The sequence below is a fragment of the Streptomyces sp. ISL-43 genome (genome assembly GCF_018614195.1).
Classification (GTDB): domain Bacteria; phylum Actinomycetota; class Actinomycetes; order Streptomycetales; family Streptomycetaceae; genus Streptomyces.
In genome coordinates this window covers 88,362-109,124 of record NZ_JAGGOT010000042.1, presented here as the reverse complement: position 1 = coordinate 109,124, position 20,763 = coordinate 88,362, and the positions used below count along the sequence as shown (strand labels likewise).

Annotated in this window: 19 protein-coding genes and 1 tRNA gene; 7 read left to right on the top strand and 13 right to left on the bottom strand. The window is 69.8% G+C overall.

Going from position 1 to position 20,763, the window contains the following annotated elements; genetic code table 11:
* The first annotated feature begins 2 nt into the window (after positions 1-2).
* Together J7F03_RS24365 and pyk are read left to right on the top strand one after the other, a co-directional pair.
* The gene (locus J7F03_RS24365) at positions 3-698 is read left to right on the top strand and encodes an SIMPL domain-containing protein (protein WP_214952884.1); all 696 of its coding nucleotides are present in this window, start codon (positions 3-5) and stop codon (positions 696-698) included.
* Positions 699-844: 146 nt separating this feature from the next.
* Positions 845-2,272, top strand: a complete 1,428-nt coding sequence (gene pyk, locus J7F03_RS24360; protein ID WP_214952882.1) for a pyruvate kinase — start codon at positions 845-847, stop codon at positions 2,270-2,272.
* 14 nt (positions 2,273-2,286) lie between these two features.
* On the opposite strand, the gene J7F03_RS24355 is transcribed toward pyk, so the two are convergent.
* Positions 2,287-2,871, bottom strand: a complete 585-nt coding sequence (locus J7F03_RS24355) for an alpha/beta fold hydrolase (RefSeq protein ID WP_214952880.1) — start codon at positions 2,869-2,871, stop codon at positions 2,287-2,289.
* Positions 2,872-2,965: 94 nt separating this feature from the next.
* Between J7F03_RS24355 and J7F03_RS24350 the strand changes: the two genes are divergently transcribed.
* Complete coding sequence (locus J7F03_RS24350; RefSeq protein WP_214952878.1) at positions 2,966-3,568, top strand: TetR/AcrR family transcriptional regulator; 603 nt, start codon at positions 2,966-2,968, stop codon at positions 3,566-3,568.
* A 177-nt stretch (positions 3,569-3,745) separates the two neighbouring features.
* A complete protein-coding gene (locus tag J7F03_RS42725) occupies positions 3,746-4,192 on the top strand; it encodes a creatininase family protein (protein WP_214952876.1) in 447 nt (148 codons plus the stop codon).
* Here the strand turns inward: J7F03_RS42725 and J7F03_RS24340 are convergent.
* Together J7F03_RS24340 and J7F03_RS24335 are read right to left on the bottom strand one after the other, a co-directional pair.
* A complete protein-coding gene (locus J7F03_RS24340; protein ID WP_214952874.1) occupies positions 4,161-4,910 on the bottom strand; it encodes a helix-turn-helix domain-containing protein in 750 nt (249 codons plus the stop codon). The two genes, J7F03_RS42725 and J7F03_RS24340, sit on opposite strands and share 32 nt — an antisense overlap.
* Positions 4,911-5,018: 108 nt before the next feature.
* A tRNA-Leu gene (locus tag J7F03_RS24335) sits at positions 5,019-5,093 on the bottom strand.
* Between the two features lie 97 nt (positions 5,094-5,190).
* Between J7F03_RS24335 and J7F03_RS24330 the strand changes: the two genes are divergently transcribed.
* Positions 5,191-5,850 carry an ANTAR domain-containing response regulator gene (locus J7F03_RS24330; protein ID WP_214952872.1) on the top strand — a complete coding sequence of 220 codons (660 nt, stop codon included), beginning with the start codon at positions 5,191-5,193 and terminating at the stop codon, positions 5,848-5,850.
* A 78-nt stretch (positions 5,851-5,928) separates the two neighbouring features.
* Here J7F03_RS24330 and J7F03_RS24325 read toward each other — a convergent pair whose 3' ends face one another.
* The 9 genes from J7F03_RS24325 to J7F03_RS24285 all read right to left on the bottom strand — a co-directional run bounded on the left by J7F03_RS24325 (position 5,929) and on the right by J7F03_RS24285 (position 15,843).
* Positions 5,929-6,645 carry an ABC transporter ATP-binding protein gene (locus J7F03_RS24325; RefSeq protein WP_214952870.1) on the bottom strand — a complete coding sequence of 239 codons (717 nt, stop codon included), beginning with the start codon at positions 6,643-6,645 and terminating at the stop codon, positions 5,929-5,931.
* Positions 6,642-7,526, bottom strand: a complete 885-nt coding sequence (locus J7F03_RS24320) for an ABC transporter ATP-binding protein (RefSeq protein WP_214952868.1) — start codon at positions 7,524-7,526, stop codon at positions 6,642-6,644. Before J7F03_RS24320 ends, J7F03_RS24325 begins: the two co-directional genes overlap by 4 nt.
* 3 nt (positions 7,527-7,529) lie before the next feature.
* Complete coding sequence (locus J7F03_RS24315) at positions 7,530-9,353, bottom strand: branched-chain amino acid ABC transporter permease (protein ID WP_308379940.1); 1,824 nt, start codon at positions 9,351-9,353, stop codon at positions 7,530-7,532.
* Positions 9,350-10,279: a branched-chain amino acid ABC transporter permease gene (locus tag J7F03_RS24310; protein ID WP_214952864.1), complete on the bottom strand. Its 930-nt coding sequence runs from the start codon at positions 10,277-10,279 to the stop codon at positions 9,350-9,352. Before J7F03_RS24310 ends, J7F03_RS24315 begins: the two co-directional genes overlap by 4 nt.
* Positions 10,280-10,420: 141 nt before the next feature.
* Positions 10,421-11,653 (bottom strand): branched-chain amino acid ABC transporter substrate-binding protein, encoded by a 1,233-nt coding sequence (locus tag J7F03_RS24305; RefSeq protein WP_214952862.1) that lies wholly within the window; start codon positions 11,651-11,653, stop codon positions 10,421-10,423.
* Positions 11,654-11,954: 301 nt separating this feature from the next.
* A complete protein-coding gene (locus tag J7F03_RS24300) occupies positions 11,955-12,590 on the bottom strand; it encodes a Tat pathway signal sequence domain protein (RefSeq protein ID WP_308379939.1) in 636 nt (211 codons plus the stop codon).
* Positions 12,587-13,003, bottom strand: a complete 417-nt coding sequence (locus J7F03_RS24295; RefSeq protein WP_251072392.1) for a hypothetical protein — start codon at positions 13,001-13,003, stop codon at positions 12,587-12,589. Before J7F03_RS24295 ends, J7F03_RS24300 begins: the two co-directional genes overlap by 4 nt.
* 38 nt (positions 13,004-13,041) lie before the next feature.
* Positions 13,042-13,518 carry a PaaI family thioesterase gene (locus J7F03_RS24290; protein ID WP_214952860.1) on the bottom strand — a complete coding sequence of 159 codons (477 nt, stop codon included), beginning with the start codon at positions 13,516-13,518 and terminating at the stop codon, positions 13,042-13,044.
* Between the two features lie 54 nt (positions 13,519-13,572).
* Positions 13,573-15,843 (bottom strand): FdhF/YdeP family oxidoreductase, encoded by a 2,271-nt coding sequence (locus tag J7F03_RS24285; protein ID WP_214952858.1) that lies wholly within the window; start codon positions 15,841-15,843, stop codon positions 13,573-13,575.
* A gap of 140 nt (positions 15,844-15,983) precedes the next feature.
* Between J7F03_RS24285 and polA the strand changes: the two genes are divergently transcribed.
* Positions 15,984-18,707, top strand: coding sequence for a DNA polymerase I (polA, locus tag J7F03_RS24280; RefSeq protein WP_214952856.1), 2,724 nt, complete (start codon positions 15,984-15,986; stop codon positions 18,705-18,707).
* A 47-nt stretch (positions 18,708-18,754) separates the two neighbouring features.
* Here the strand turns inward: polA and J7F03_RS24275 are convergent, their stop codons facing one another.
* A complete protein-coding gene (locus tag J7F03_RS24275; protein WP_214952854.1) occupies positions 18,755-19,618 on the bottom strand; it encodes a DUF4184 family protein in 864 nt (287 codons plus the stop codon).
* 173 nt (positions 19,619-19,791) lie between these two features.
* Between J7F03_RS24275 and J7F03_RS24270 the strand changes: the two genes are divergently transcribed.
* Positions 19,792-20,763 (top strand): lytic murein transglycosylase (locus J7F03_RS24270; RefSeq protein WP_214952957.1); only part of this gene is annotated, 972 nt, incomplete at its 3' end.

Genomic DNA, 20,763 nt, shown 5'->3' with positions numbered 1-20,763 from the left:
CCATGACCCAGGACGCATCGCACCAGCCCTACGGAACCCCCGAAGTCCCCCGCGTCGCAGTCCGCGGCGAAGCCCGCCTCGAAGTCGACCCCGAGATCGCCCGCATCGGCATCACCGTCAGCGCCCGCGGCACCGACCGGCGCACCGCCCTCGAAGACCTCACCCGCCGCAACAACGCCGTCCTCGACCTCGTGAAGAGCTACGGCGACCCCGTCGAAAAGCTCGAAACCGGCGCCTTCTCCATCACCCCCGAACTCACCCGCCACGGCCGTAACGAACGCATCCGCGCCTACCACGGACGCGTACACCTCACCGCCGAACTCAACGACTTCACCACCCTCGGCGAACTCACCACCCGCCTCGCCGACCTCGAACTGACCCAGGTCGACGGCCCCTGGTGGGCCCTGCGCGCCACCTCCCCCGCCCACGGGGAAGCCCGCCGCCAGGCCGTACTCGAAGCCGTCCAGCGCGCCCGCGAATACGCGGCCGCCCTCGGCGCGAACCTCGCCGCCCTCGTCGAACTCGCCGACCTCGGCGCCGAGAACGCCGCCCCCTTCCAGGCGGCCGGCGGGATGCGCACCATGGCCTTCAGTGCCACGGAGGACGCAGGCGCCCCCGCCCTCGACCTCGAACCCCAGCGACAGACCGTCTACGCGCAGGTGAACGCGCGCTTCACCATGACCCCTCCCCAGCTGTGAAATCCTGAACGACCGGCGCCCCGGGGGTGCTCATCAGAGCACCCCCATGCACATTCAACAATTGTCAACAACCTTTTGCTCAAAGGTTGTTGGGTGGACACCCGGAACCAATTTCCTACTCCCTGGTAGGGGCATACGCTCGCCCCATGCGCCGAGCGAAAATCGTATGTACCCTGGGCCCCGCCACCGACTCATACGACCAGATCAAAGCCCTGGTCGAAGCCGGAATGGACATCGCCCGCTTCAACCTCAGCCACGGCACCTACGCCGAACACGAGGAGCGTTACCAGCGCGTACGCAAGGCCTCCGACGAAACCGGCCGCAGCGTCGGCGTCCTCGCAGACCTTCAAGGCCCGAAGATCCGCCTGGGCCGCTTCCGCGAAGGACCCGTACTCCTTGAACGCGGCGACGAATTCACCATCACCGTCGAAGACCACGAAGGTGACCGCCACACCTGCGGCACCACCTACAAGGGCCTTGCCGCCGACGTCACCACGGGCGAACGCATCCTCGTAGACGACGGCCGCGTCACCCTCCAAGTCACCGCAGTCGACGGACCCCGAGTCCACACCCTCGTCATCGAGGGCGGCATGGTCTCCGACCATAAGGGACTCAACCTCCCCGGCGTCGCAGTCTCCGTACCCGCCCTCTCCGAAAAAGACATCGAAGACCTCCGCTGGGCCCTGCGCACCGGCGCCGACGTCATCGCCCTCTCCTTCGTCCGCAGTGGCCGCGACATCGAAGACGTCCACCGCATCATGGACGAAGAAGGCCGACGCCTCCCCGTCATCGCCAAGGTCGAAAAGCCCCAGGCGGTCGAAAACATCGACGACATCGTCGCCGCCTTCGACGGCATCATGGTCGCCCGTGGTGACCTCGGCGTCGAAATGCCCCTGGAACAAGTCCCCATCGTCCAGAAGCGAGCCGTCAAACTCGCCAAGCGCAACGCCAAGCCCGTCATCGTCGCCACCCAAATGCTCGACTCGATGATCGACAACTCCCGGCCCACCCGCGCCGAAGCATCCGACGTCGCCAACGCCATCATCGACGGCACGGACGCCGTCATGCTCTCCGGAGAGACCAGCGTCGGCAAATACCCCGTCGAAACCGTCCGCACCATGGCCCGCATCGTCGAAGCCGCCGAGGAAGACATCCTCGCCAAGGGCCTCCCCCCACTCACCGACCGCAACAAGCCCCGCACCCAAGGCGGAGCCGTAGCCCGCGCGGCCGCCGAAATGGGCGACTTCCTCGGCGCCAAATTCCTCGTCGCCTTCACCCAGAGCGGAGACACCGTCCGCCGGCTCTCCCGCTACCGCTCACCCATCCCCCTCCTCGCCTTCACCCCCGACCCCTCCACCCGCTCCCAGCTCAACCTCACCTGGGGCGTCGAAACCTTCCTCGGCCCCCACGTCGACTCCACCGACGCGATGGTCGCCCAAGTCGAGGAAGAGCTCCTGCGCATCGGCCGCTGCGTACCCGGCGACGTCGTCGTCATCACCGCCGGCTCGCCCCCCGGTGTCACCGGATCCACCAACCTGGTCCGCGTCCACCACATCGGCGACGCGGTCCGCTGACGCCGCCCGCAGGCCTACAGCACCTCACGTATAAGACGTACCGCGTCGGGCAACTCCAACCGGCTCTCACCCGTACTCGGGAAGTGCCCGCCCGACGCGGTCACCCGCGCCTCGGCGCCCAGTTCCCGTACGAACCGCAACACATGCTCACCGGTCTGCGCCCCGGTCACGGGGTCATCCGCCGCGTGCAGCACCCGGAACTCCCGCGCCGCCTTGCGGATCTTCCGCCAGTCGAACTCCGGCGTGAAGAACGGCGCCAGCGCGTCATACCCCACCTCGCCCGACATCGACGCGACGAACACCACGCCTGCGAACGCCCCTTCGGCCTCCGTGTCGTGCCGCTGCAGCAACCGCAGCACATTCACCCCGCCCAGGCTGTGCCCCACCAGCACCGTCTCGGCCGCGGGCGCCTCCTCCGCACCCGCCGCGGTCTCCGCCTCCAGCGCCGTCAGCCACGCATCGGCCTCCGGCGCGAACGGCTCGGGGAAGTTCGCAATCCGCACCTCGTGCCCCTCGGCGGCGAACTCCTCACCCACCGCCGAATACCAGTGCTCCCCGCCGCTCATCCCGTACCCGTGCGCGATCACGATCTTGCCCATGGCTCCGCCCCCTGATCCAGTGCCGGTCCATCCGATCCTTCAATCGAAACGCTACGCCGCGTTTCGATAAAACGCCAGGGCTTATCGTGATGCCGTGTCAATCACTCCTTCGGGCACCCCCCGCACCGGCGGCCGCCTCCGCAACGAAGACGCCCACCACTCCGTCCTCGAAGCCACCGCCGCACTCCTCGTCGAGAACGGCTACGGAGCCCTCACCATCGAAGGCGTCGCCAAACGGGCCAACGTCGCCAAGAGCACCGTCTACCGCTGGTGGAAGTCCAAACCCGCCCTCGTCATGGACGCCTACGCCCACGAAACCACCATCCGCGTCCCCGAACCCGACACGGGCACCCTCGCCGGCGACCTCACCGCCTTCGTCGCCGACCTCTACCGCATCGGCCGCGACCCCGTCCGCACCAGAGCCCTCACCGGCCTCATGGCAGAAGCCCAGCTCGACCCCGCTTTCGCCGAACCCTTCCGCGCGTGGGTAGCCACCCGCCGCGAAGTCGTCGCCACCCTCCTCACCCGGGCCATCACCCGCGAGGAACTCCCCGCCACCACCGACCTCGCCCACGCCACCGACCTGGTCTTCGGCCCCTTCTGGTACCGCCTCCTGATCGCCCACGCCCCCCTCGACCCGGCCGACGCGGAAGCGCACGTGGCCACCGTCCTCCACGGCCTCGCGACCCGCACGTGAAAGAAGCCCAGAGCCTGCGCCGGCGCCCGCTTCGCCGCAGAGGCCATTTGTGACCTCCCTACAAGGCGTAGGCGTGATTTCCGGCGTAGGCGCCGCTCGTGAGCGGCTGCGCACCCTGGCGAAAATGATCATGATCGGCGATCAGGCCGGTCATGACATCGCGTACGGAGGAAGTACATGCACAGTGGATCCTCGGTCTTCGCCGGGACGATGGCCGACCTCACATACCCGCAGGTGGAGGCGGCCGCCGCCGCGGGCACGTGCGTCCTGCTGCCCACGGGTGTCATCGAGCAGCACGGCCCCCATCTGCCGCTGGGCACCGACGCCTACGGCGCCTACCAGCTGTGCCGGATGGTGAAGGACGAGCTCGACCGGCACCAGGTACCGGCGCTGATCGCCCCACCCGTGTTCTGGGGCATCAATCAGGTTTCAGGCGCCTTCGCCGGGAGACCCGTTCCTGTGGCGCTTCTACCAGCGCATGGCCCACGCCATGGCCACTACCGTGAACCGCTCGCTCACCGCCCAAGCAGGGGGCGTGCGGGCGTGGCCGCCCCGCTCGCCGGCCGGGGCCCCGCTGGAGCGGTGACCTGCGCTAGTACTTCGGCCCGATGTGGGTGTCCATGAGCGCGACGGACGCCTTGCGGGCGATGGACACGTTCAAGGGGGCGCTGCCGCGTGCCAGGACCGTCCACTGGACGCCGACCTTGGTCAGGGTGTCCGTGCAGAGCTGACGGATGTCGTCGGACTTGTTGGTGAAGAAGTACCGGGGGTACTCGTAGCGCTTGCCGTTGCGGACGGTCCAATTGGTGATCCGACACCCGTCGGAGTGAATGAGCCCCCGGATGAACTCCCAGGGGTGAGCGTCGACGATGTCCTGCTGCCACGGTTCGAGGATGATCCGCCGCTCGTGTTTCTTGCCCGGCCCGTGCTGTGGGAACAGGCAAGTCCAGTGCCGCCCGTAGCTGGTGACGGATACGTGGCCCTGGCGCTGGAGCAGGTAGACCTTGTCGCCGGGGCGGACGGCTCGGACCGCCACGCGGCACTGTTCGATGAGGCCGGGCCAGGCATCTGCGCAGGCGATCCGGAGCTGGTATCCGCCGCGAGGTTGGGGGCTGATGCACCCGTCACCGAGGTAGAGGCCGAGGAGGTACGCGTACGAGGCCTCGTCGGTGGGGGCTGTGCAGGGGGCAGACTGGTTGAGCATGCGGGGGAGGGGCTCAGCCCGAGACTGCCAGGAGCGGATCGCGGCGCGGGATATGCCGGTTTCCTTGCTGACGGAGTTCAAGCTGCGGCCATCAGTGAGCAGGCTGAGCGCGTGCAGGCGTGTGGTGAGGTCGTACATACGGACGACGCTGCTGCGTCTGTGGCACTCGCGGGGTCGATTTTCGCGAGCTTCGCCGGAAAGAGTGATGGTCACGCGAAGCCGCGTGACCATGGAATCGAAGTTATGTGCCCCAGGTGGGATTCGAACCCACACTGTCCGCTGTTTGAGAGCGGCCTCTCTGACCAATTGGAGTACTGGGGCCTAAGAAACGAAGGCTCGTAGGAGCCCTGCGCGAGACCACCTTACAGGAGCTAGGTAGGCTCAGGGGAGCTGTTAAGCCCCGCAACGAGGAGCCTCCGTGACCGCCGAGCACGAGTCGACGCCCACGCCCGACGCCGACCAGTCGCACGTTCCGCCGCTGACGACGCGCGTCGTCATCGCCGAGGACGAGGCGCTCATCCGTCTCGACCTCAAGGAGATGCTCGAGGAGGAGGGCTACGCCGTCGTCGGTGAGGCCGGTGACGGGCAGACCGCCGTCGAGCTGGCTCGGGAGCACCGCCCCGACTTGGTGATCCTCGATGTGAAGATGCCCGTCCTGGACGGGATCTCCGCCGCCGAGAAGATCGCGGAGGAGTCCATCGCCCCCGTGCTGATGCTCACCGCGTTCTCGCAGCGCGACCTCGTCGAGCGGGCCCGCGACGCCGGGGCCATGGCGTACCTGGTGAAGCCCTTCAGCAAGAGCGACGTCGTCCCCGCCATCGAGATGGCCGTCTCCCGCTTCGCCGAGCTCCGCGCGCTGGAGAAGGAGGTCGCCGACCTCTCGCTGCGCCTGGAGACCCGCAAGCTCGTGGACCGCGCCAAGAGCATCCTGCAGACGCAGTACGGGCTCTCCGAGCCGGCCGCCTTCCGCTGGATCCAGAAGACCTCCATGGACCGCCGGATGTCCATGCAGCAGGTCGCCGAGGCGGTCATCGAGGACGCCGAGGAGAAGAAGACCGCCGCCGGCAAGGGCGAGTAGCTCCGAAGCGCGTACACGAATGAGGCCCGCCCCCGGATCCAGGATCCGGGGGCGGGCCTCACTCGTACGGGGGAGTGCTCAGTCCTCGCCGAGGTACGCCTTGCGGACGTCCTCGTTCACGAGGAGCTCGCGGCCCGGGCCCGACAGGACGACCTTGCCGATCTCCATCACGTGGCCCTGGTCGGCCAGCGAGAGCGCGGCCTGGGCGTTCTGCTCGACCAGCAGGATGGTGGTGCCCTGCGACTTGAGCTCGGCGATGGTCGCCATGATCTTCTGCATCATGATCGGCGAGAGGCCCATCGACGGCTCGTCGAGCATGAGCAGCTTCGGCCGGGACATGAGCGCGCGGCCCATGGCCAGCATCTGCTGCTCGCCGCCCGAGAGGGTGCCGGCGGCCTGCTTGCGACGCTCGCCCAGGATCGGGAAGAGGTCGTAGGCGCGCTGGACGTCCTTCTGGATGCCGTCCTTGTCCTTGCGGAGGAAGGCGCCCAGGAGGAGGTTGTCCTCGATGGTCATGCGCGGGAAGATGTGCCGCCCCTCGGGGGAGTGGGCGAGTCCGAGCGCGACGATGTCGTGCGCGGGGGTCTTCTTCAGCGACTTGCCCTCGAACTTGATCTGGCCGCCGCGCGGTTTGATCAGGCCCGAGAGGGTGCGCAGGGTCGTCGTCTTGCCGGCGCCGTTGGTGCCGATGAGGGTGACGATCTGACCGGCGTCGACGCTGAACGAGATGCCCTTGACGGCTTCGATCTTGCCGTAGGCGACACGGAGGTCTTCGACCTCGAGGAGTGCGGTCACCGGTCTTCTCCGTCCGTGCTGGTGGTGCTGTGTGCCTCCGCCGCTTCGACCTCCGCGACTTCTTCGGCGCCGGGGGCGCCTTCGAAGGGCTCGCCGAGGTAGGCGGCGATGACGCGCTCGTCGCCCTGGACCTCGGCGGCGGTGCCTTCGATGAGCTTCTCGCCCTGGACGAGGCACGCGACGCGGTCGCAGAGGTTGAAGATGAAGCGCATGTCGTGCTCGATGACGAGGACGGCGATGCCCTGGTCCCGGATGGCGAAGATGAGCTCTTCGGTCGCCCGGGTCTCCTGCGGGTTCATGCCGGCGGTGGGCTCGTCCAGGAGGATGAGGCCGGGGTCGCTGGCCAGCGCGCGGGCGATTTCGAGCTTGCGCTGTTCACCGTAGGGGAGGTTGCGGGCGAGGTGTTCGGCCTTGTGGGCGAGGCCGATGAACTCCAGGAGTTCCATGGACTTCGCGCGGCTCGCCGCTTCTTCCCGGCCGAAGCTGGGGAGGCGCAGGAGGGAGGCCCAGAGGCCGACCTTGGTGCGGGTGTGGCGTCCGACGAGGACGTTTTCCAGGACCGTCATGTTGTTGAAGAGACGGATGTTCTGGAAGGTGCGGGCGACACCGGCCGCGGTGACCTTGTACGACTTGGGGGGCAGGACCTTGTCCTTGTACCGGACTTCGCCCTCGGTGGGGATGTAGAGGCCGGTGAGGCAGTTGAAGAAGGTGGTCTTGCCGGCGCCGTTGGGGCCGATGAGGCCGACGATCTCGCCGCTGCGCACGGTGAGGTCGACGTTCTTGACGGCGGTGAGGCCGCCGAAGCGCATCGTGACGCCGCGTGCGTCGAGGACGGTCTCCGCCGTGGTGGCGGCGGGGGATTCGGTGGTGGTGGTCGTCATGGGTCAGACCCCTGCCTTGCCGAGGACCGTGGGCGCGCTCATGGACTCGTGGAGTTCGAGCTGGTTGCGCTTGTTGGGGATGAGGCCTTCGGGGCGCAGTCGCATCAGGACGATGAGGGCGAAGCCGAAGACGAGGAGCTGGTATTCGCCGAGGAACTGGAGCTTGTTGGGGATCAGGAAGAGCAGTGATCCGCCGACGAGGGGTCCGGAGATGGTTCCCATGCCGCCGAGGACTACCGCGGCGAGCAGGAACGCGGAGTTCGGGGGTACGGCGTTGGCGAAGGTGTACTGGTCGGGGGTGACCGTGTACTGGACGTGTGCCTGGACGGCTCCGGCCAGACCCGCGAGGGTGGCGCCGAGGGCGAAGGCGATGAGCTTGACGCGGAAGCCGTTGATGCCCATGGCTTCGGCGGCGGTCTCGTCCTCGCGGATGGCGACCCAGGCGCGGCCGATGCGGGATTCCGCGCTGCGGCGGAAGACGAGGATCACGATGAGGGTGATCAGCAGCATCAGCAGGAAGTAGTTGGCGAAGCGCCCGATGGTGAATCCGGCGATCGTGTGCGAGGCGCCGAAGTCGAATCCGAAGAGGTTGACGTTCGGGATGTTCGCGATGCCGTTGGGGCCGTTGGTGATGTCGGGGCCGGAGACGCCGTCGAGGTTGTTCATGGAGATGCGGAAGATCTCACCGAAGCCGAGCGTCACGATGGCGAGGTAGTCGCCGCGCAGTCGCAGGGTGGGTGCGCCGATGAGGACACCGAAGACCATGGAGGCGGCCGCGCCGATGAGGAGTGCGCCCCAGAAGGGGAGGTGCACGCCGAAGGGCGAGTTCGGTGAGCCGGAGACCAGGGCCGCGGTGTAGGCGCCGACGCCGAGGAAGGCGACGTATCCGAGGTCGAGGAGGCCGGTGAGGCCGACGACGATGTTCAGGCCGAGTGCGACGGTGGCGAAGATCAGGATGTTGACGCCGAGGTTCGCGTACTGGTCGTCGGTCTGGGTGAGGGGGAAGGCGGCCGCTGCCGCGAAGGCGCCGACGAGGGCGACGTTGCGGTGGCGGTTGGTGAGGGTGGTGACGCGGGCCAGGAGGCCCGCCTTGTTGAGCGCGGCCGAACCGAACCCGGCGGTGATCAGGAAGCCGACGAAGAGTTCCTGGTACGGGGTGGTGATGCCGTAGGTGAAGACGGTGAGCGCGAGGCCGAGGACGGCTGCGATCAGGAGGATCTCCGCCCAGGCCGGGAGGGTACGGGCGGGGGTGATGGGGCCGGAGGTGAAGGCGGCCTTGATGGTCGTCCAGCGGTTTCCGGCTTCGTGCTTGAACTTCTCCCACGCGGTGTCGTCGGGGTCGGGGCCTTCGAGTGCGGGGCGCTCGAAGGGGAGCGCGAAGGCGCCGATGACGGCGAGGAGGCTGACCAGGGCGGCGACGCCGGCTCCGGGTTCGAGGTCGACGATGGCGCCGAGTTCGCCGACGATCGAGACGACGGTGTACCAGGTGGTGACGAACGCGGCGAGCGCGGCGAGTTTGATCGCGGCGTCAGCGCCGGCGGGGGTGAGCCAGCGCAGGCCCTTGGTCCCGTAGGAGGCGAGGCCGAAGAGGGCCGTGAGGGCGCCGCCGATGAGGACGAGCCACTGGAGGCCGCCGGGGTAGCCGTAGACGGTGAGGTCTCCGGGGTAGGCGGTGGTCCAGGTCCAGGCGAGGAACGCCGAGACGACGGTGAGGGCTCCGCCCGCGGTGGCGAGGGCGCGGGCCGTCTTCTCGGGGAGGGGGATGAAGCCCTTGGCCGGTGCGGTGGTCTTCGCGGTGTCCGCGGAGTTGGTCGTCATGGATGTCACACCCTGTCCGCCACGCGCTGGCCCAGCAGGCCTTGAGGCCGGAAGAGGAGCACGAGGATGAGAAGTACGAACGCCCAGGTGTTACCCCAGGACTGGCCGCCGAGCTGTTCGAAGCCGGGGATGTCGGCGACGTAGACGGTGGTCAGGGTTTCGGCGAGGCCGAGGACGAGGCCGCCGACCATGGCGCCGTAGATGTTGCCGATGCCACCGAGGACGGCGGCGGTGAAGGCCTTGAGGCCGAGCAGGAAGCCCATCTTGAACTGGACTTCGCCGTACTTGAGGCCGTATGCGACGGCTCCGATGGCGGCGAAGACGGCTCCGAGCGCGAACGCGGTGGTGATGATGCGGTCGGTGTTGATGCCCATGAGCTTCGCGGTGTCGGGGTCCTGGGCGGTCGCCTGCATGCCGCGGCCGGTGCGGGTCTTCTTGACGAAGAAGCCGAGGAAGGCCATGGAGATGGGGGCGGCGATCAGGAGGAAGACGTCACCGGTCTGGATGGTGACGCTGCCGAGGTGGAAGGGTCCGCCGGGGATCTCGGGGAAGATCAGGGAGGATTCCGCTCCCGGGTACCAGGCCCATACCGCCTGCTGGAGGGCGATGGAGAGCCCGATGGCGGTGATGAGCGGGGCGAGCCGGGGGGCGCTGCGCAGGGGTCGGTAGGCGAAGCGTTCGGCGCCTACGGCGATCAGGGTGGCGACGATGACCGCGCCAATGATCATGAGCGGGAGGGCGATCCACATGGTGGTGCCCCCGGGGAGCATCAGCCAGACGGTGAGGGCCCCGAATCCGCCGGTCATGAAGATTTCGCCATGCGCGAAGTTGATGAGCTGGACGATGCCGTAGACCATCGTGTAGCCAATGGCGACGAGCCCGTACATGGATCCCAGTAGCAGGCCGTTGACCAGCTGTTGCGGCAGTTCGTGCACCGCAGGTCCTCCGAGTCTTTCGACGGATGTGACACCGCGCGGGGCGCTTTTTGTGCGCGCCCCGCGCGGCAGGTGTGGTGGTGCTCCGGTGGCCGGCCGTTCGAGCGGTACTACCGGCTACCGGATGGTGACGGGTGGAGGTCAGCCGCCGAGGGTGCCGGACTCGACGGACTTCCAGTCGTTGCCCTCGACCTTGTAGACGGTGAGCTGCTTGTTGGTGGCGTCACCGAACTCGTCGAAGGAGACCTTGCCGGTCACACCGTCGAAGGACACGCCCTGGACGGCTGCGAGGACCTTGGCGCGGGCGTCGGCGGGGAGCTTGCCGTTGTTGCCGTCGACCGCGGCCTTGACGGCCTCGATGATCGCCCAGGCGGAGTCGTAGGAGTAACCGCCGTAGGCGGCGAAGGGCTCCTTGTAGCCGGCCTTGGTGTAGTTGGCGACGAAGTCCTTGGCGGACGGCAGGCTCTCGACCGGGGCACCGACCGAGGTGGCGAGGTCGCCCGCGGAGCCGGCGCTGGCGAGCTCGACGTACTTCTTGTCGTAGATGCCGTCGCCGCCGATGAGCGGGATGTTGGTGCCGGAGGCCTTGATCTGCTTGCTGAGCGGGCCGGCCGCGGGGTACTCGCCGCCGTAGTAGACGGCGTCGGCGCCGGAGCTCCTGACCTCGGTCACGATCGCGGAGAAGTCCTTGCTCTCCGGGTCGATGTGGCCTTCGCCGACGACCTGGCCGCCGAGCTTGGTGAACTCGCCCTTGAAGGTTCCGGCGAGGCCGGCGCCGTAGGTCTTCTTGTCATCAATGATGAAGACCTTCTTCTTGGCCGCCTTGTTGAAGAGGTACTGAGCCGCGAACGGGCCCTGGACGGCGTCCGTGGTGGCGGTGCGGAAGTAGCTCTTGTAGGTGCGGACCTTCTCGCCGGCCGCCCACTTCGGCCCCTGGGTGAGGGAGGGGCTGGTGTTGGCGGGCGAGATCTGGGCGAGCTTGGCGTCGTCGAAGACCTTCTGCATGGACTCCGAGACGGAGGAGTTCAGCGGGCCGACGACACCGAGGACGTCCTTGTCGGCGACGAGCTTGGTGGCGTTCTGCTGGCCGGAGGAAGCCTGGGCCTGGTCGTCGAGGGCCTGGATCTTGAAGGTGACGCCCTTGACGTACTTCTTCTCGTTGGCCTGCTTGGCGGCGAGGTCGGCAGAGTTCTTGATACCGAGGCCGAGGGCCGAGAGGTCGCCGGTCAGGGGGGCGTCTACGCCGATGACGACCGTGGTGTCGCCACCGTCGCCGGTGCCGCCGGCCTTGTCGTCACGCGAGCCACAGGCGGTGAGAGTGAGGGCGCCCGCGGCGAGCGCGGCGGTCACGGCAATGAGAGAACGCTGACGCACGATCAGTCCTTTCCTGGCACTGCGTCCCCCGTGGGACGCACCGTGTCGAACGCGGGGAACCGAACTGAAAGGAATCCGGCTGGTCGCGGTGACTGGCCGTGACTCTAGGCGGGTCTTAGGACGTTATGGAGGGCTGAGGCCAATGATGTGACTCTCTTGTTATGCCACGGCGTAATGCATAGCGGATCTCTGGGGGTGGAACGGGGGAATTCCGGCCGTTTCGTCTTGTCCGTATGGTGAGACGCGTGAGGACCGTCAGTGGGTTTGAGTACTGTCCCGCCAGGACTCTGGGCCCTTTTGGTCATGACGGCGCCGGGGTGTCCGCGTCTCGCGTTGCGGGACAGGCCCTGGTCAGAGCGGTGGAAAGATCCCTGGCATAACGGTCACCGGGGATGTAGCTGTGCTCTTCTTTCTGGAATTTATTACTCAGGGTTACTTCCAGGAAGGGGAGTCCGGAATTCCGTGCTACATGCATGCAGTCGGCCACCCGTATCCGTACGACGAGGTCGCGCGCCTCGCCCGCCGAGACCCTGGCCGGAAGCAATGGCTCGATCTCGACGGTCAGCGCCCTCGAAGGCTGCGACAGCCGCTCCAGCGTGATGGCCGGCCCGGACGCGGCGCGCACACGCACGGTGAACACGAAGGCGCTGCCGTCGGGGGTCGGCTCGACCGGTGCGACGTAGGCGAGGGAGAAGACCTGCGACGGCGCGGGCGGCGTGTACGGGACGGGCCGCGGCCGGGCGGCGTAGAGCGCGGCGCCGCCGGCGACCAGGGCCGACACGCAGGTCAGGGCCCCGATGGCCAGGACGGCCCGCCGGTGGCCCGCGTAGAGCTCGCGGGCCCACCGGGAGCCCGGGGGCGTACGGGGACCCGGGCGCGGGCTCTCGTGGCCCTCGGTGCCCTCTCCGGGCTCGACCGGGCCGATGCCCCCGCTCACTGCCAGGGACCGCCGGTCGGGACGCCCGAGCGGTAGCGCTCGGCGCAGCGGCGCTCCGCCTCCCGGGCGGTGAGCGCGCGGGCGGCGGCAGGGCCCTTGGCGCGCTGCTCGGCGCGGGCGTCGGCGAGGACGGCGAGCAGGATCTCGTTCTGGCCGCCGGACAGGCCCATGGCCTGGTAGTCGAGGTGGACGGCGTCGCGGCCCTCGCCGGCGTCGAGGATCACGCCGGCCCAGTGGGTGATCAGGTCGGTGCACAGCCGCTGGGGCGGGGTGGGTTCCGGGGTCGGGGCGGGCCCGGACCGCGTGGCCCCGGCCGAGGGGGCGGCGCCGGCGCAGCCGAGCGGTGCGGCGGCCAGCAGCGCCACCGTCGCCGCCGCGGCCAAGGCGCGCCGCGGCGCCGGTCCGGATCCCATGCGGGAACGCTAGACCGACGCCGCTGCAAGGGCAACGGCTAGTTGTTGCCGTCCTGTTGCGGGTTCACGTCGCGCAGCAGGCAGGTGAGGCGGGCGGTGCAGACCCGGCGGTCCTGCTCGTCGGTGATGACGACCTCGTAGGTGGCGGTGCTGCGGCCCTGGTGCACGGGGGTGGCGACCCCGGTGACCAGGCCGGAACGCGCACCGCGGTGGTGCGTGCAGTTCAGGTCGACGCCGACGGCGATCTTGGTGATGCCGCCGTGCATCATCGCGCCGACCGAGCCGATGGTCTCGGCGAGGACGGCGGAGGCCCCGCCGTGCAGCAGCCCGTAGGGCTGGGTGTTGCCCTCGACCGGCATGGTGGCGACGACGCGATCGGCGGACGCTTCGAGGATCTGGATGTCCATCCGCCTGCCGAGGTCGCCCGCCGAGAACAGCGAGGGCAGGTCGACGCCCAGGGCCGTGTACTCGTCGAGGACCTCTTGCGGGAACTTCACCGCGTGCTGCTCGCCCATGGGCCGACTCCGTTCGTCAACGTTCGTTAACCATCTTGTCCTCAGGTCGTTCTATCAGGCCGTCTCGAAGCGCACGACGACGGACTTGCTCGCCGGGGTATTGCTGGTGTCCGCGGTGGAGTCGAGCGGCACCAGCACGTTGGTCTCGGGGTAGTAGGCGGCGGCGCAGCCGCGGGCCGTCGGGTAGTACACGACGCGGAAGCCGGGCGCGCGCCGTTCGACGCCGTCGCGCCACTCGCTGACGAGGTCGGTGTACGAGCCGTCGGCGAGCCCCAGCTCGGCGGCGTCCTCGGGGTTGACCATGACGACGCGGCGGCCGCCGGTGATGCCGCGGTAGCGGTCGTCGAGGCCGTAGATCGTGGTGTTGTACTGGTCGTGGCTGCGCAGGGTCTGCAGGAGCAGCCGGCCCGCCGGGACGCGCGGGTACTCCACGGGCGCGGCGGTGAAGTTCGCCTTGCCGGTCTTGGTGGGGAAGCGGCGCTCGTCGCGCGGGGCGTGCGGCAGCTGGAAGCCGCCGGGGTGGGCGACGCGGGCGTTGAAGTCCTCGAAGCCGGCGACGACCCGGGAGATCCGGTCGCGGATGGCGGCGTAGTCCTTCTCGAACTCCTCCCACGGGGTCTTCGAGTCCTCGCCGAGGACGGCGCGGGCCATGCGGGCCACGATCGCGGGCTCGGAGAGCAGGTGCGGGGAGGCGGGGGCGAGGTTGCCGCGCGAGGCGTGGACCATGCCCATGGAGTCCTCGACGGTCACGAACTGCTTGCCGGCGGCCTGGACGTCCTTGTCGGTGCGGCCGAGGGTGGGCAGGATCAGGGCGCGCCGGCCCGTGACCGCGTGGGAGCGGTTGAGCTTGGTGGAGACGTGCACGGTCAGGGAGGCGCGGCGGATCGCGGCCTCGGTGACCTCGGTGTCGGGGGTGGCGCCGACGAAGTTGCCGCCCATGGCGAAGAGCACCTTGGCCTCGCCGTCGCGCAGGGCCCGGATGGAGCGGACGACGTCGAATCCGTGCTCGCGGGGCGAGGTGATGCCGAATTCCTTGTCGAGGGCGTCGAGGAAGGCGGGCGAGGGGCGCTCGAAGATCCCCATGGTGCGGTCGCCCTGCACGTTGGAGTGGCCGCGCACGGGGCAGACGCCGGCCCCGGGGCGGCCGATGTTTCCGCGCAGGAGCAGGAGGTTGACGACTTCGCGGATGGTGACGACGGAGTGCTTGTGCTGGGTCAGGCCCATCGCCCAGCAGACGATGGTGCGCTTCGAGGCCAGGATCATGGCCAGTGCGCGCTCGATCTCGGGGCGGGTCAGGCCCGTCGCGGTGAGGGTCTCGGCCCAGTCGGCGTCCTTGGCGGCGGCCGCGAACTCCTCGTACCCGTGGGTGTGTTCGCGGATGAACTCCTCGTCGGTGGCGCCGTCGGCCTCGAGGACGAGCTTGTTCAGGAGGCGGAAGAGGGCCTGGTCGCCGCCGATGCGGATCTGGAGGAAGAGGTCGTTCAGCGCGGTGCCCTTGAGCATGCCGAAGGGGCTCTGCGGGTTCTTGAACCGCTCCATGCCGGCCTCGGGCAGCGGATTCACCGAGATGATCTTCGCGCCGGCGGACTTGGCCCGCTCCAGCGCGGTCAGCATGCGCGGGTGGTTGGTGCCCGGGTTCTGGCCGGCCACGATGATCAGGTCGGCCTGGTGGAGGTCTTCGAGGGAGACGCTGCCCTTGCCGATGCCGATCGTCTCGTTCAGCGCGGAGCCCGAGGACTCGTGGCACATGTTCGAGCAGTCGGGGAGGTTGTTGGTGCCGAATTCGCGGACGAAGAGCTGGAAGAGGAAGGCCGCCTCGTTGCTCGTGCGGCCCGAGGTGTAGAAGAGGGCCTCGTCGGGGGAGCCCAGGGCGCGCAGCTCCTCCGCGATGATCGCGAAGGCCCGCTCCCAGGTCACCGCCTCGTACCGGTCGGCGCCCTCGGGCAGGTACATCGGCTCGGTGATCCGCCCCTGCTGGCCCAGCCAGTAGCCGGAGCGGGTGGCGAGATCGGCCTGCGGGTGCGCGGTGAAGAACTCCGGGGTGACCCGGCGCAGCGTGGCCTCCTCCGCGACGGCCTTGGCGCCGTTCTCGCAGAATTCGGCGGTGTGGCGCTTGTCGCCCTCGGGCCAGGCGCAGCCGGGACAGTCGAAGCCGTCCTTCTGGTTGACCTTGAGGAGGGTGCGGGCGGTGCGGGCCAGTCCCATCTGCCGCTGCGCGACCTTCAGCGTGTGGCCGATGGCGGGCAGGCCCGCGGCCGCGTGCTTGGGGGGCGACACCTGCGGTGCGTCCTGTACGGGATCCCCTGCGGGCGGCTTGGCGGCCATGTCGCTCCCCTTCGAGCAGTCGTGCGGTCCTGCGTGGCAGCGGCGGTGCTGCGCGAAAACCGGATACACCCCGATCCTGTCACGGACCGCCGACATCGCCGACGCCGGAATTGTCAGTGCGGCGGCCTAGGATCGGGGGCGTGGCAGATTCAGCATCGAAGAAGACCGACCAGCCGACCGCAGCGGACCGCCCCCGCCTGATGCTCATGGACGGGCACTCCCTGGCGTACCGGGCGTTCTTCGCGCTGCCCGCGGAGAATTTCACGACCGCGACGGGGCAGCCGACCAACGCCATCTACGGGTTCGCCTCGATGCTGGCGAACACGCTGCGCGACGAGGCGCCCACGCACTTCGCCGTGGCGTTCGACGTGTCCCGCAAGACGTGGCGCTCGGCGGAGTTCCCGGAGTACAAGGCGAACCGCTCCAAGACCCCCGACGAGTTCAAGGGGCAGGTCGAGCTGATCGGCGAGCTCCTCGACGCGATGAGCGTGCCGCGCTTCGCGGTCGACGGCTTCGAGGCCGACGACGTGATCGCGACGCTGGCCACGCAGGCCGAGGCCCTCGGCTTCGACGTGCTGATCGTCACCGGTGACCGGGACTCCTTCCAGCTGGTCTCCGAGCACACCACCGTGCTCTACCCCACCAAGGGCGTCTCCGAGCTCACCCGCTTCACCCCCGAGAAGGTCGAGGAGAAGTACGGGCTCACGCCCCAGCAGTACCCGGACTTCGCGGCGCTGCGCGGCGACCCGTCCGACAACCTCCCCGGCATCCCGGGCGTCGGCGAGAAGACCGCCGCCAAGTGGATCACCCAGTTCGGGTCGTTCAAGGAGCTCGTCGAGCGCGCCGAAGAGGTCAAGGGCAAGGCCGGGCAGAACTTCCGGGACCACCTGGAGTCCGTGAAGCTCAACCGTGTCCTGACCGAGATGGTCAAGGACGTCGCCCTCCCCAAGACCCCCGCCGACCTGGCCCGCGCCCCCTACGACCGGACCGCCGTCACCGGCGTCCTGGACGTACTGGAGATCCGCAACCCCTCGCTGCGCGAGCGGCTGCTCGCCGTCGACCCGGGCGCGGCCGAGGAAGCGGCCCCGGCCCCGGCGGCGGCCGCCGTAGAGCTGGACGCCTCCGTGCTGGGCGCCGGCGAGCTCGCGCCGTGGCTCGAGAGCCACGCGGGCGCCCCGCTCGGCATCTCCACCGTCGACAGCTGGGCGCTCGGCACCGGCAACGTCTCCGAGATCGCGCTGGCCTCGGCCGGCGGCGCGGCCGCCTGGTTCGACCCGTCCGAGCTGGACGAGGCCGACGAGCGGGCCTTCGCCGCCTGGGCCGCCGACGCCGCCAAGCCCAAGGTCGTGCACAACGCCAAGGGCCTGATGCGGGTCTTCCCCGAGCACGGCTGGACCCTGGCCGGGGTCGCCATGGACACCGCGCTCGCCGCCTACCTGGTCAAGCCCGGCCGGCGCTCCTTCGCGCTGGACGTGCTGTCCATGGAGTACCTGCACCGGGAGCTGGCGCCCGCCGCCGCCGACGGGCAGCTCGCCTTCGGGGCCGACGACACCGCCGAGGCGGAGGCCCTGATGGCGCAGGCCCGCGCCGTCCTGGACCTCGGGGACGCCTTCACGGTCAAGCTGACCGAGGTGGGCGCCGCCGAGCTGCTGCACGACATGGAGCTGCCCACCTCCGAGCTGCTGGCCCGGATGGAGCGGGCGGGCATCGCCGCCGACCGGAGCCACCTCGAGGCGATGGAGCAGCAGTTCGCCGCGGCGGTGCAGCAGGCGGTGAAGGAGGCGCACGCGGCGGTCGGGCACGAGTTCAACCTCGGCTCGCCCAAGCAGCTCCAGGAGGTGTTCTTCGGCGAGCTGGACCTGCCGAAGACGAAGAAGACCAAGACCGGCTACACCACGGACGCGGACGCGCTGGCCTGGCTGGCCGCGCAGACCGACCACGAGCTGCCGGTGATCATGCTCCGCCACCGGGAGCAGGCCAAGCTGCGCGTGACCGTAGAGGGCCTGGTCAAGACGCTCGCCGCCGACGGCCGGGTGCACACCAGCTTCAGCCAGACCGTCGCCGCCACCGGACGCCTGTCCTCCACCGACCCCAACCTGCAGAACGTGCCGGTGCGCACCGACGAGGGCCGGGCCATCCGCCGCGGCTTCGTCGTCGGCGAGGGGTTCGAGTCCCTCATGACCGCCGACTACAGCCAGATCGAGCTGCGCGTCATGGCCCACCTCTCCGAGGACGAGGGCCTCATCGAGGCGTTCCTGTCGGGCGAGGACCTGCACACCACCGTCGCCTCCCAGGTGTTCGGCGTCGAGCGGTCCCAGGTCGACGCCGAGATGCGGCGCAAGATCAAGGCCATGTCCTACGGCCTGGCGTACGGGCTCTCCGCCTTCGGCCTCGCCCAGCAGCTGGGCATCGAGCCCGGTGAGGCGCGGGGCCTGATGGAGACGTTCTTCGAGCGGTTCGGCGGGGTCCGGGACTACCTGGGCCGCGTGGTCGAGGAGGCCCGCGCCACCGGGTACACGGCGACGGTCTTCGGCCGCCGCCGCTACCTCCCCGACCTCAACAGCGACAACCGCCAGCGCCGCGAGGCCGCCGAGCGGATGGCGCTGAACGCGCCGATCCAGGGAACCGCCGCCGACATCGTCAAGGTCGCCATGCTGCGCGTGGACAGGGCGATCACCGAGGCCGGGCTGAAGTCGCGGATCCTGCTCCAGGTCCACGACGAAATCGTGCTGGAGATCGCCCCCGGGGAGCGGGAGAAGGCCGAGGAGCTGGTGCGCCGCGAGATGGGCGCCGCCGTCGACCTCAGGGCCCCGCTGGACGTGTCCGTGGGCGTCGGCCCCGACTGGGAGTCCGCCGCGCACTGATCCCCGCACGCCGCACGCCGTACGGTCCGGGCCGCGCCCGTCCTCGCCTACCCGGCCGGGACGGGCGTTCGCGTTTCCTCGTCGGAGTCGCAGTCCGCGCGGATGCGGCCCCGCCGGTGGCGCAGGCGCACGAGGACCCCGTACAGCAGCAGGGCCACGGCGAGGCCGCCGCCCGCGCCGAAGCAGATCGTCGGGATGATGTCGAGCGGGGTGCGGATCCGGTCGAAGAAGGTGAAGAAGCGCAGCACCCGCATCGTGACCCCGGCCGCCACGCACACCAGGACCAGCGTGAGCGCGCCCCACACCTCTGCCCGGCCGAGCGCCGGGACGGACGCGGGAGCCGGTGAGGGCGGCAGCCGGCGCAACGCGGTCACCGTGAACCAGAGCAGCGCGCAGGCCGCGAGCGCCGAAGTCCCGTACTGCAGATACGAGTAGAGGGGCAGGCCGAAGGCGAGCGGCTCGCCCAGCTCCGGCAGCGTGCGCGTCCCGAAGCGGTCGATGTGCGTGAAGCCGTCCCACACCACGTGCGTGAGCGAGCCGGCGACCGCCGAGAGGTAGAACCAGAGGGCCAGCGCGGGCAGTCGGCGCCCGCGCCACTCCTCGCCCCGTACGAAGGTGTGCACCCGTCCCTGCCGGCGGCGCGGCAGGAGCGCGATCAGCGGCTCGCGCAGCAGCAGCCAGCACGCCGCGAGGACGGCGGTCAGCACCGCGTCGGCGGTCAGGACGCCGGGCAGGGAGTGCGTGAAAGTGCCGTACGGCCTGAGGCCGGAGACGACCGCGTCCGCGAAGTAGAAGGTGTCCGGAGCGAACGACCCGAGGACCAGGGCCGAAGCGACGAGGGGGCCCCGCGCACGCCCGGTCCGGCGGACGCCCGGAAGTACGGCGGCCGCGTGGCTGAGGGTGAACGGCATGAGACCTCGGCTCGACTGGACTGTTCGATCAGTGCGTCCAGTATGGGCGAGCTGCTCGAAGCGTGGGGAAGCCGTGAAATCCCCAGGGGGATTCGTGTCGTGCACAGAGAGTTGACGTAGGGTCACGCGGACGTCGAGGGGGAGGGGGCCGGCTCATGACGGCTCGGATTCGGATGGCGGCGCGCATACCGGCCCGGTTCGGGCGGGTTGCGCGCAAGGGCGGAGCCGCCGTACTGGTCTCCGCACTGGTGGCCGCCGCGATGACCGCCTCGCAGGGGCCGGGGGCCGGCCACGGCCGGCCGGTGGCCGCGGCGGGCGAGGGCGCCGCACGCGTTCCCGTCCCCGACGGATCCGCCGGCGACACCTCCTACTTCACCGCCCTCCCGCCGCTCGTGAGCCCCGAACCGCCCGCCGTGCTCCTCTCCGAGGACGGACCGGCGCCGCGGCCGCCCGCGGAGCAGGCCGCCGCGGAGGGCGGGACGTCCAACGAACCCGTGGCCATGGGCGGGGCGGAGGGCGCGCAGGGGATACCGGCGAGCGTGCTCGCCGCGTACCGGAACGCGGAACGGGTGGTCGGCGGCCGCGACCCCGGATGCGGCCTGCGCTGGCAGCTCCTCGCGGCGATCGGCAAGGTCGAGTCCGGACAGGCGCGCGGGGGCCGGGTCGACGCCGCCGGTACGACGCTGCGGCCCATCCTGGGACCCGTGCTCGACGGCAACGGCTTCGCGAACATCCCGGACACGGACGCCGGGGCCTACGACGGGGACGCGCGGTACGACCGGGCGGTCGGGCCGATGCAGTTCATCCCGTCCACGTGGGCCTCCTGGGGCCAGGACGGCAACGGCGACGGCAAGCGCGACCCCGACAACGTGTACGACGCGGCGCTCGCCGCCGGGCGCTACCTGTGCGCCGGCACGCGGGACCTGCGGACGGACGCGGACCTGGACCGGGCGGTGCTGTCGTACAACCAGTCCTCGGCGTACCTGCGGACGGTGCGGTCGTGGTTCACGTACTACCTGAAGGGGACGCACGAGGTCCCGGACGGCGGCGGCAACGGCAGCACGGTGGTGACGGCCCCGAAGCCGACGCCGACGCCCACGCCCAAGCCGACGCCGAAGCCGACGCCCAGCCCCACGCCCAGCCCG